We start from the raw sequence: 11,263 nt of genomic DNA on the forward strand, positions 1-11,263 counted from the left end.
TCTGAATATATATTAGACAGTACAAATATGCCTGTCTACACTGCGTCGCGTCCTGCGCCTGGAAACGGCAGCCACACCCTTTGGAGACACGCATGCAACAACGACACAACCGCCGCCGGGTCTTGCGCCTGGCCCTGACCTCCTGCCTGCTGCCCGCCCTGGGCATGACCACGGCGCTGAACGGCGCGATGGCGCAGTCGCTCGACTGGCCGCGCAAGTCGATCAAGGTGGTGGTGCCCTATCCGCCGGGCGGCACGGCTGACATCATGGGCCGCCTCGTGGCGCTCAAGCTGGGCAAGGCGTTTCCGAAGATCAGCGTGTATGTGGAAAACGTCTCCGGAGGCGCGACGGTGCCCGGCGCGCTCAGCGTGATGCGCGATGCACCCGACGGCCACACGCTGCTGCTCGCGAGCGACAACACGCTCAACATCAACCACTGGCTGCTGAAGAATCCGCGCTACGACGGCGACAAGGACTTCACGCCGGTCACCGTGCTCAACACCTACCCCCACTGGCTGATCGTGAACGCGAACGGCCCCTACAAGACCTTCGACGACCTGGTGAAGGCCATGCGCGCCAAGCCCGGCAAGCTGTCGATCAGCGTGAACACGGTGGGCGGGGCCGCCTACCTGGCGCTGGACAGCTGGCGCCGCGAGAACGGGCTCGATTTCGAGATCGTTCCCTACCGTGGCTCGGCGCCCGCCGTGACCGACCTGATCGGCGGCGTGATCGACGGGCATGTGGACGTGGTCGGTTCCTCGATCGCCCATGCCCGCAGCGGCCGCGTGGCGCCTCTCGTGATCATGCGCAGCAAGGGCGTGAAGGAATTCCCGAACGCCATCACGCAGAACGAAAGCGATCCGAAGGCGCTGACCGTGCAGTCGAACCAGTCGGTGGTGGTGCGCAGCGGCACGCCGCAGGCCATCGTGGACAGGCTCTACGAGATCCTGAAGACATCGTCTGCCGAGGAGGACTACCTCAAGACGATCGACACCCTGAGCATCGAGTCCGTGCTGACGGAGCCTGCCAAGGCCAAGGCATTCCTGCTCCAGGAGACCCGGCGCTATGGCGTCCTGGTGGAGAAGTCCGGGCTTGAAAAGCAGTAAGTGCGCGTTCGCCTTCCGTCCAGTTTGCCTGCACCTCTCGCACTTCCCGCTCCGCCCAGCCAATCCCTGTCAGACGATCCAAGAGAAAGCCCGCGCCAGATGAAATTCGTCGTTGCACTGATCCGCCACGAAACCAATACCTTCTCGCCGGTGCCCACCGTGCTGGGTGACTTCCGCCGGGGAACGGGGCCGGGCGGGCCTGCCTATGGCGAGGCGGCGGCCAAGGCCTGCGCCGGCACCAACAGCGCCGCGGCGGCCTACATGGACATGGCGCGCGAGATGGGTGCCGAGGTGGAATTCGCGATCTGCGCCAACGCGGTGCCCAGCGGCGTGGTCACGCGCGATGCATTCGAGCATATCTGCGACACCGTGGTTGCCAGTGTGTCCGGCGGCTGCGACGCGGTCCTGCTGGATCTGCACGGCGCCATGGTGGCCGACGGCTTCCCCGACGCAGAAGGCGAGCTGCTGCGCCGCGTGCGCGCGGCCGTGGGGGCCGACGTGCCGGTGGGCGTGGCCCTCGACTTCCACGCCAACTTCAGCCGCGAGCTGATTGCGCATGCCAGCGCCATCGCGGGCTACTGCACCTATCCGCACATCGACGTGTACGAGACCGGCGCACGCGTGGGGCGCAGCATCCGCGCGCTGCTCGAGCGGCGCAGCGAGCCGGTGATCCTGTGGCGGCGCCTGCCCATGCTCACGCACATGTTGCGCCAGACGCCCGCGATGCAGCCGATGAAGGACATCATGGACCGCGCAATGCAGGCAGAGCGGGACGGACTGGTGCGCAATGCATCGGTGTTCGGCGGCTTTCCGCTGTCGGACATCCCGTATGCAGGGCTGTCCATCGTCATCGTCGCCGACAGGGACAAGATGCCGGCCGCGCAGGCGCTGCTGGACGAGCTGTGCGACCTGGCATGGTCGCGCCGCGCCGATTTCGTGTTTCCCACCGAACCCGTGGCCGAGTCCATCGCCCATGCGAAAAGCCTGCCGGAAGGCCCCGTCATCCTGGTCGACCATGGCGACAACGCGGGCGCCGGCGGCACCACCGACATCATGGACGTGCTGGAGGAAGTGCTGCGCCAGGGGCTGGAGGACGTGGTCGCCGGCCCGTTCTGCGATCCGGCCTGCGTGGCCGAGCTGTTCGAGAAGCGCATCGGCGACGAGGTGACGGTGGACGTGGGCGGCAAGATCGACATGCCCGCGCTCCAGCTCACCGGCAAGCCGCTGCGGCTGACGGGGGTGATCGAGAAGCTCACCGACGGCAACTACACCATCACCGGGCCGATGTTCACCGGCATGACGCTGAGCCTGGGCCGCACCGTGGTGCTGCGCATCGGCGAGTCGGTACGCGTGTTCATCTCCGAGCGCCCGCAGGAGCCCTACGACATCGGCCTGTTCACCCACGCGGGCATCGATCCCGCCCAGGTGAAATACGTGCTGATCAAGTCGCGCCAGCATTTCCGCGCGGGCTTCGGCCCCTTCGCGCGCCACGTCGTGCTGGTGAGCGGGCCGGGCGTCTGCAGCTCGGACTACGGGCTGTTCCCGTTCGAGCACCTGTCGCGCCCGATCTATCCACTGGACCAGGAGACCACCGCAACCGACGGCGACGGATTGGTGCAGGCGGCGCGGTAAAGTACGCGCCCAAGCCGGATGCGGCCTGCCCGGGGCAAGCATGTGACGCATGCGCACATGGGAGGCCGATGCATCCGAATGCCAGACGCAAGAGGATGACCCGTGCCGTCCACTCATTTGACGATCGGCGCTGTTGCGCGCCGCGCAGGCGTGACCGTGCGCACCCTGCACCACTATGACAGCATCGGCCTGGTGTGCCCCGGCGCCCGCAGCGAATCGGGATACCGCCTGTACAGCGCGGAGGACATCCAGCGCCTGCACGCCGTGCAGTCGCTCAAGCAGTTGGGGCTGAGCCTCGACGCGATTGCCGCCACGCTGTCGGGCCGAGGCGTCACGCCCCGGCAACTCCTGGCCGGCCAGATCGCCGAAGCGGCTCGTGTGCAGGAGCAGGCGAGGGCGCTCAGGGAGAAGCTGCAGTTCCTTGAGCAGGCCGTCTCGGACAAGGCGGCCTCGCCGGACGACCTGCTCGAAGGCATCCGCCTCCTGGAAACCCATCAGCGCTACCTGTCCGGCGGCGGCTCCCGCCAGTTGCTCGCGCGCTGGCGCCGCGCCTGCAAGCAATGGCAGCCCATCGCCGACGCACTGGAGCGCTGCCGTGCCCAGGCCGAGCCGGTCGACACGGCACAGGTGCAGCTGCTCGCGCAGCGGTGGATGAACGTGGCCATGCAGGTGTTCCAGGGCCGGCTGGCGGTCATCCTCGAGTGGGCGCGAATGCACCGCGAAGCGCCCGAAGCGGCGCTCCACGCAGGGCTGGCGCCCGCGCTCATCGGCTATCTGGAGCAGGCCGTCGCACTGCGGCTGGCCGCATTGCAGCGCCACCTGACGCCGCAAGAACTGAACCGCCTGGACGGCACCACCGCCCCCGCATGGGAGGCATTCGCCGCCAGGGGAGAACAACTGCTGGCGCGCGGCGTGCCGCCCCACGCCAAGGCTGCGCGTGCGCTTCTGGGGGAATACCGGGAACTTGCCGCCCGCACGGTCCGCCACGACCCGGCGCTGGCCGCCCGGCTCGCGCAGGCCCATGCCAGCGAGCCTCTCCTGGCGCAAGGGCACTTCGTGACGCCGGCTCTCAGAAAATATCTCGACGCCGTGCCTGCTTGACCCTCACGTTGCGTCATGCCTGAACGTACTCCCTCTGTCCAACCCACTCAGAAGGAGTACCGACTTGATGAACCCTCCAGCAGCGCCCACCAACCCGCTTGCCACCGGGTGCCCCAGCCCTTCCGCCCTGCGCGTAGCCACGGCACGCGCCGCGCACCAGATCCTCGAGGACGATCGGCTCTTCCAAGACCCTTACGCGATCGCGTCATTGGGCAGCGCCACCGCCGCATCGCTTCTGCGCGACCCGCTGGCGCACAACGACATCGCGTCACGCTCCCTGCGCGCGGGCATCATCGCCCGCCAGCGCTTCGCCGAAGACAGGCTGCTGCGCGCCATTGCCATGGGCACGGAGCAATATGCCATCGTCGGCGCAGGCCTGGATACCTGGGCCCTGCGCATGGCACACACGCTACCCGCCGTCACCGCCTTTGAACTCGACCAGCCGCCGATGCAGGAATGGAAGACGCGCCTGTACGCCGGGAATGGATGGACGACGCCCCGGAATCTGCGACACGTCGGCACCGACCTGCGCGAGACGACAGTCATGGTCAGCCTGGCCACCCCAGGCGGTGCCGACCTCTCCCGCCCAATCAGCCTGTCGATGCTGGGCCTGCTCGTCTACTTCGACAACGCCGCCGTCGAACGCCAGATCGATGCACTCCGCCAACTGCCTGCAGGCTCGACCATCACGCTCGACTACCGGCTGGACGAAGCGCAGCTGAACCCCATCGAGCGGCTCATGATGCAGTACACCGCCAGCATGATGGCCGCAGGCGGCGAGCCATGGCGCTCTTCCTGTACGCCTCAGCATATGAACGAGCTGCTCACAGGCGCAGGCTTTGAGGTGGAGGAGGACCTGGGGCCCGCGGAGCTGAATGCGCGTTATTTTGCGGGGCGGAGGGACGGGCTGCAGATTGCGGGTGGGGGATTTCGGTATTTGAGTGCGGTTAGGGAGGTGGGGAGGTGACTGAACTGATGATGCGCACTGCCTCTGCGATTGCGTTGAGGGAGAAGCGCGCAGGTCTGCTTCAGGCTGGCACCGGAAATTCACCAATGGCTGCTTTGCGATCTTGAGCATTGGCACCGGCATGTCCAGTGAGATGTAGATGGAAACGCCCACGTTGCCTTGGCACAGGTGACGAGAGCAGGCACCTCCTATTGGGCCTCAGGTTTGAGGCTCAGAGGTGTCTAGAAAACCCGGGGCGATTCAAGCCCCCTTCATTGCAAGAAAGAAGCTCATGCTGGTGCTTTTCCTTTTTTCGTCTTAATGCTGTTTTCCGATTGGTTGATTGATGGAATACCCGGGATCATTCTTGCATGCACATGCTGACATCTTGAAAACACTGCTGCATGGTTGGCAGTTTCATGTTCAATTCAATTTTTGATAGATATTCAGATCAATGGTCTCAATGTGATTCTCTAATCACGATGCCGATCATGCAAGATAAATTGAAACACCGGGCCCGACGTAACTTCTTAGAATTCTCCACGGGTTCGCTTGATGTGTTCCGCTACCGACAGGGGTATGTAGAACTCTCGGCTTTTGGGAAGGTGTTTCCAATGGAAAATATTCAAGAATTTGCCAAGCAGGTTTTCTTGTCTCAACCATTCAGCCGGTACATAGGCGCTGAATTGGTCGCTTCATCGGAGGATGGGGTGGAAATTGCCCTCGTCCTCCAAGAGCACCACAAACAGCAACATGGCTTTGCCCATGGAGGCGTTGTGAGCTACCTTGCGGACAACGCTATTACCTTTGCCGGAGGGATCGCCCTGGGTGGCAATGCTCTGACTGCGGAATTCAAGATCAACTATGTTCGTCCGGCCATTGGCGCACGGCTGATTGCCTGTGCTCAGGCACGCAACGCAGGAAAACGCATGGCCGTCTGCCAGTGTGAGGTCTACGTTACCGATGGGCAAGCACGAAAATTATGTGCCATAGCCCAAGGCACGGTGGTTCTGGCGATGTGAACCGTGGCCTTCGCCAGACAAGGATCGTAGATACTGGGCTTGGAATGTTCGCCCAGTAGGTGGGCATCGGTGGTGTGCGCCATGCTCGCAAATTCTTTGACTTGCACTCCGTTAGCAAAAGCCAGTTGGCCGAGATCAGGTGCCGAGCAGTATTGATTCGATCTACAGTCGACGGGCAACTATCGGTATACAGCAGCTGGGTCGAAAACCAGATCCGGCCCATCGCCGTGGGCCGAAACAACTGACTGTTCGCCGGAAGCCTGCGCGGACCCGCCTGCCTACACACAAAGCCAGCCGGATTGAGGAACTGCTGCCGCATCATTGGAGGCTTGTCGCTGCTGCTTGGGCCATGGCAGAGTGTCACATCCCGTTGTCTAGATGGGAGGGCTGGAAACTTACCACCTACCGCTGCCAGATCGGCGTCGATCTCAACATCAGTTACCGTACTTTGCTCTTGTGGCAAAGAGCCATAACAGGCCAAACGTACTTGTGGATGATCTGCGCGCTACTGCCTGCCGACAACAAGCCTTGCGGCCAAGCATTTGACGCAGTTTTACGCGTCGACGATCAAGCGCTCGTGCCGCTTCCGAACTTTGCCGCAGTTGTCTTGCAGAAATTTGGGTGCACTGGCAGATGCATAGAACACTAAGCTCACGCTGCTTGCAACTACTGCTGAAACAGAACGCCAGCCATACCTGACAAATAGCGCAGAGCTGGGCATCGGCCCATCATCAAACCAATGGTCCCGTTTATTGACGTAGAAAAGCATGTCGGTGTGGGCCCTCACCTCTGACTGGTAGCGTCCAGCCAAGACCTCCAACTGTGCCAAGACAAGTTGCCCTGCATCCTCAGGCAGCAAATCAATCACAGACCTCGACGTGTAGTCATGAGAAATAGGCTGCCGAATCGCCTTTTGACGTGCCTGCTTGACCTCGTCATGTCTGCGGCGTCCTTCGTCCATGATTTCTTTGATCTCGAACGCAGCATCTTGATAGATCACGTCCGGCGGGTCCTGCGGGCTGCAAAACACCTGAGCGTCATCTACACCGATATGCAGGTTGGTCAGGAAATCGACTGCGGTATGCCATTCGCGCCAGGGCTTGAACTGCCTCGAGAACAAATCATCACCCAATTCCTCGACCGGTGGGTCTGGAGTGAAAGGCTGAGTAGGTGCTGGAGGCTTTTGTACTTTGGAGCGGGCCATGGCAGAGGTTTACGAAAGACGGCCGTCAACCCTGTAAGGCTGATGACCATAGGCAATGTAGTTGAATGTAAAAGGTGAGAAACTCAACCCTTAAAAATCAACCGTTAACAGACAGCCTGCAACCTAACAGTGGGAAAACAGGAAGCAATAGCTGAGAAATTTCTCCCGTCCACCTTAGCGGCTGCTTGTGCACAAGTGCAAAGAACTGCCGCCGCCCATGACTAGAGTCGCGGAATCTGAGGATAACGTCGGGTTTATGGTGCATCAAACCACGACACGAGCGTGAAGGCATACCTTGAAGCCGACGTCCGTCTAAGGATTGAAGGCTCAGACGCGACTCCAGATGTCGCTTTACGACCCACTGCTGTCATCCACACATCGAACCCAGATGTCTGCTATGCAGCGGTTTGCTGACTGTCACCAATCAAGCCCAAACGGATACTATCGGCGAAAGCGAGCTGCAGGCGCTTTTCCGCGGCTACGTCGAAGCCAAGCAACCCCAGAGTGTGTTGGACTACGACGACCTGCTGCTGTTCTGGGCGGAGATGGTCACCGAGCCGGTGCTGGCAGAAGAACTGGCCAACCGCTTTGAACCATGTGCTGGATGACGAGTACCAGGATACCAACCAGCTGCAGGTGGCTATTCTGTTGGGCATGAAGCCCGGCGGTGCCGGCGTCACTGTGCAGTCGATCTATGCCTTCCGCGGTGCCACGGTGCGCAACATCCTGGACTTCCCTAGCTAGTTCGGCGCAATCCGCCAAGAGCGCCAAGGCAGTGGAAACGCCCCAAGCGGTCAGTTCGAACAAGCGGAACAAGTTGGACCGGTCGGAAAGATGGCCCGCACCAACTCAGCACCGATTCTCCATTCAGATACAAGACCACATCCCGCTCATCCTGAATTGCAAAATCGCTGTTGTAAATCTGCGCAAACATGATCTTTGCCTGTGGCGAACCGATCCTTGCCGGGAAGTTGCTCCGCGCCGTCAGAATCTAACCGATCAAGGGTGTCAACAGACCGGCAGCGGCGGACGAGACGTTCTCTAGACCATCACCCCCCACACCGCACACCGCACACAACCGAAGGCGGTTCATGGTTCCAACCGACTACACCGCCTATGTGTTAGCGAGAGCACCGATGTTGTGCACGTACTGCTTGTATCTATCATGGGTCAATCTGTTTATCTTCTCACCCAAGATCACGCTGACTCGTTCAGGTGGCAACTTGGCCCATTCGTCTACCTCGTTGAGCATCGAATGCATTACAGAGTCATCTAAGTATTGACCCAGCTGGAGGCCAGCCGTAGTGGGCAAGAGGACTGAGAAAGCCTGCCGAACGTCTGCAGCCTTCGGAGCGAGAGCGACGAAATTCAGTATGAATTCAGGACGCATGATGTACGGGACACCCCCCTGGTCCTGCACGAGCTCACCCGTCATTGAAAGAATGCGAGTCTCTTTAGTTAACCACCAAGTTCGGAATCCGAATCCATCATAGATCCCAACCTCGTTATTCTTGCTGCGCTGCGCATATGTCGCGTACACCATCAGCGCATCATTCCTAGACAGTTCTACGTGTTTGTACAAGCCTCGTTCATTTCCCAATCGCTCTGCTAACGCTTCAACCTTCTGGGCTGGTACGGTCTTTTCCAGCTCTTCGGTTGACATATATTTCATGCCGAACCTCTGTACCAGGACCCCACGCAACGCAGTCCTGGCGAGTCCAGATTTTCCACGAAGACCATCTGGGTCAGTCATATTGTTGACGTAGGCGCGCCAATTTTTCGGCCCCGCACTGGATCTGCTCGCGTGCAGATACGCTCTTATCAAAATTCGATTGCATTCCGCAATCTCTGCCGCTTGCAAATATGGCTCCTGCTTTGCATAGTTATTCTGAAATTCCAGATCTACAGCATGCAAGTGAGTAAAAACCTCCTGAAGCACTGGCTCAGTCAGAATCAAATCAGCACCTAATTGTTTGCACACAAGCAGCAGGTTTGTAACCTGCATGAATTCTTTCTCGACATACTGCTCAGAGAGGGACTTTATAAGTAGATCGGTTCCAACCAGCAGTCTGAAGTTTCCTCCCATCTTATTAAGATATTCCAGCAACTTCGGGGCTGACTGCATCGTAACTAACAAACAAGATGTTCTCGATAAATAGGCCAAATACTCCTTTTCCGGCGCAGTCGTTCTGTAAAAAATGCCGCGAAGCATACCAATACACGTCCCGAAAAGATTCGGCGTTATACGGCCTCGGTGCTTTATTTTCGCCAGTGCCTTAACCATAGTATCTTCGACAATTTGGTCTGAAAGTTTTATGGTTTCTAGATGACCTTCAAGAAATGCGGCTAGTACAACACCTTGATCCACAAAATAAAGGTGAACAGTTGCGAATACGAGATCGACGCAATCCTGAATGACAGCAGGTGTTAGCCTCTCCTTTGCTTCTTCGGAAAGCCTCGTAGTAAGGCTATCGCGAAAACGCGATTGTCTACCTTCAAATTCGGCTGCCTCTACTGCAAGCGTGCTTCTCATCTCAAAAGGAAGGCAAAAGCTATCGTCCTTCCGATAGTGACGCAACCGCTCCAATCCAGCAGCGTCTTTCTTGCTTAACTCCTCAAGCCTGTTGTTCAAGTTTGGAAGCAACACTGATTTGGCGGCTGGAAAAATATTGCATATTGCGGAACCCACCATCTCGCGTTTCAATCGAATATTTTTATCTGGGTCAGTTTCACGGAGCGCCCAATATATCAAAGCATCAAGAACACGGTTATTGAGGTGGTCACGTGAGAATCTGTCACGCAATTCGTGATTCAAGAATACATAAACGGTCGGATCATTCGCGTATTCACTAACAGAAGGTAGACTCAAGTTTGCAGCGGTTGCAAGTTCTGATATTTCGGTTGTAAATGCTTTATAGAAGGCATCATTGACCTTCTGATCACTATTTACATACCCTTTAAGTCGCTCATAGTCTCTGACTTGGACAAGCACCGAATCCCGTTCAAATGCTTCGCTAACCGTTAGGTCAGCCTTTGGAAGAGCTTCGCTCGTGGCGTAAATCAGTTGAAGTGGATTTCGCCCAACTTTTTTCAGTGACGTAATCGTGTCCTTTATTTTGACCTGAGCCTTATCCCCATCAGTAGCCGAAAACTGGATATAGGTCTTTGCCTTACCCTTAACTTCTTGAACGTAGGCCGACATAACTCCGTCAGCACCTCCGTCATGAATTCCTCCGAGGGGCAAGAACTCTTCCCCATATATTGCGGCGAACACGAGCTTTGCAAACGCCTCAAATCTCACACCAGGGATGTCGCGCATGACATAATGGAATAGATCTTCGGATACAGGCTTGATAGGCATTGTGCATTTTCCCTTGAGTTTAATTATAGAAATTTGATACTCGAATATAGACTTATCGAACTAGCTACTAGCTACTAGCTACTAGCTACTAGCTACTAGCAGCGAGCGCAGGCGCTGTCACTAATGTCGCGGCTCAAGGATTCCGACTCAAGGGGGAGAAGTTGAAAGTAACGGTGGCAGAGTAGGCTTCCAGTCCTTGAGCATGACGAGATCGCATGTGACCTCAGTGCCGTTCGACACCATCAGATCATACTCACCGCCCCTCGCCGTCTGCTCGACGGCACAAACGCCCGCCATCAATCGCAGAACCTCGCGCTTGTAGTTCGTGTCGTCATTACTCTTCAGGTGCTCCCCCTTCATTTCGAACACCACGACCTTGTCGTCGGTGCCGCCGCGCTGGACGGCAAAGATGAAGTTGAGGAACACACGTTCACGCTTCCAGCCGATGCCACCAACGCAGCACCGATTCGCCATCCAGGTACATTCATGACCTTTTTTATACCCGCTGCTATGGCCCGAAACGGCCCTTAGACCAGTGAAGCGGCTGCGCAATTGCGAGCATTCGCGTGCAGACGAAATACGCCAGCATGTTTTATAGCCGCTAAAAGCCACCATCCCGCCCCGACCCGCAAAAGGTTTCACGCGACCAGTAAGCGCTAAGGGGTCGCCGAATACGGCTGTCTGCAATCAGCTTAAAGCCGACGCTGGCGTCCATTAGCTGGAATTCCGCTTCTGGCCGATTGCGGACCTAGCCCAAGGGATAGCGAAGTAACCCAGTTGCGTCAGGCGTTGCGAATCCTCAAAAAGAAACCGGCATCAAGGTCATCACTCAGGCGACTTCAATTTCCAAATATCCCGGGGCTACGGCTCAGTAACGCCGGGGGAAATTTG

The 11,263-nt window shown here is 58.3% G+C and carries 8 protein-coding genes and 2 pseudogenes; 7 read left to right on the forward strand and 3 right to left on the reverse strand.

Translation table 11 applies throughout. The annotated features are described in order from the left end of the window. Window positions 1-92 precede the first annotated feature (92 nt). The 6 genes and pseudogenes from H9K76_RS20775 to H9K76_RS23525 all read left to right on the forward strand — a co-directional run. The gene (locus H9K76_RS20775; RefSeq protein ID WP_187597166.1) at window positions 93-1,106 is read left to right on the forward strand and encodes a Bug family tripartite tricarboxylate transporter substrate binding protein; all 1,014 of its coding nucleotides are present in this window, start codon (window positions 93-95) and stop codon (window positions 1,104-1,106) included. Between the two features lie 99 nt (window positions 1,107-1,205). Further along, the gene (locus H9K76_RS20780) at window positions 1,206-2,738 is read left to right on the forward strand and encodes a M81 family metallopeptidase (protein WP_187597167.1); all 1,533 of its coding nucleotides are present in this window, start codon (window positions 1,206-1,208) and stop codon (window positions 2,736-2,738) included. A gap of 102 nt (window positions 2,739-2,840) precedes the next feature. Further along, a complete protein-coding gene (locus H9K76_RS20785; protein ID WP_187597168.1) occupies window positions 2,841-3,839 on the forward strand; it encodes a MerR family transcriptional regulator in 999 nt (332 codons plus the stop codon). Between the two features lie 67 nt (window positions 3,840-3,906). Continuing rightward, window positions 3,907-4,806 carry a class I SAM-dependent methyltransferase gene (locus H9K76_RS20790; protein WP_187597169.1) on the forward strand — a complete coding sequence of 300 codons (900 nt, stop codon included), beginning with the start codon at window positions 3,907-3,909 and terminating at the stop codon, window positions 4,804-4,806. A 383-nt stretch (window positions 4,807-5,189) separates the two neighbouring features. Further along, complete coding sequence (locus H9K76_RS20795; protein WP_246475181.1) at window positions 5,190-5,807, forward strand: PaaI family thioesterase; 618 nt, start codon at window positions 5,190-5,192, stop codon at window positions 5,805-5,807. Window positions 5,808-5,959: 152 nt separating this feature from the next. Further along, window positions 5,960-6,150: pseudogene (locus H9K76_RS23525) on the forward strand (IS66 family transposase); the annotation flags it as partial. A gap of 210 nt (window positions 6,151-6,360) precedes the next feature. Here H9K76_RS23525 and H9K76_RS20800 read toward each other — a convergent pair. After that, window positions 6,361-7,011, reverse strand: coding sequence for a DUF1780 domain-containing protein (locus H9K76_RS20800; RefSeq protein WP_187597170.1), 651 nt, complete (start codon window positions 7,009-7,011; stop codon window positions 6,361-6,363). Between the two features lie 449 nt (window positions 7,012-7,460). On the opposite strand from H9K76_RS20800, the pseudogene H9K76_RS20805 reads away from it, so the two are divergent. Beyond that, window positions 7,461-7,752: pseudogene (locus H9K76_RS20805) on the forward strand (UvrD-helicase domain-containing protein); the annotation flags it as partial. A gap of 373 nt (window positions 7,753-8,125) precedes the next feature. Here the strand turns inward: H9K76_RS20805 and H9K76_RS20810 are convergent. After that, window positions 8,126-10,372 carry a hypothetical protein gene (locus H9K76_RS20810; protein WP_187597171.1) on the reverse strand — a complete coding sequence of 749 codons (2,247 nt, stop codon included), beginning with the start codon at window positions 10,370-10,372 and terminating at the stop codon, window positions 8,126-8,128. 147 nt (window positions 10,373-10,519) lie between these two features. Continuing rightward, window positions 10,520-11,059, reverse strand: a complete 540-nt coding sequence (locus H9K76_RS20815; protein ID WP_187597172.1) for a hypothetical protein — start codon at window positions 11,057-11,059, stop codon at window positions 10,520-10,522. Window positions 11,060-11,263: the final 204 nt, after the last annotated feature.

This window comes from Diaphorobacter ruginosibacter (genome assembly GCF_014395975.1).
Lineage (GTDB): Bacteria > Pseudomonadota > Gammaproteobacteria > Burkholderiales > Burkholderiaceae_C > Diaphorobacter_A > Diaphorobacter_A ruginosibacter.

Coding starts and splice junctions, on each gene's coding strand:
- H9K76_RS20775 (WP_187597166.1), top strand. CDS start 93: ATGCAACAACGACACAACCGCCGCCGGGTCTTGCGCCTGGCCCTGACC.
- H9K76_RS20780 (WP_187597167.1), top strand. CDS start 1,206: ATGAAATTCGTCGTTGCACTGATCCGCCACGAAACCAATACCTTCTCG.
- H9K76_RS20790 (WP_187597169.1), top strand. CDS start 3,907: ATGAACCCTCCAGCAGCGCCCACCAACCCGCTTGCCACCGGGTGCCCC.
- H9K76_RS20795 (WP_246475181.1), top strand. CDS start 5,190: ATGGTTGGCAGTTTCATGTTCAATTCAATTTTTGATAGATATTCAGAT.
- H9K76_RS20800 (WP_187597170.1), bottom strand. CDS start 7,011: ATGGCCCGCTCCAAAGTACAAAAGCCTCCAGCACCTACTCAGCCTTTC.
- H9K76_RS20810 (WP_187597171.1), bottom strand. CDS start 10,372: ATGCCTATCAAGCCTGTATCCGAAGATCTATTCCATTATGTCATGCGC.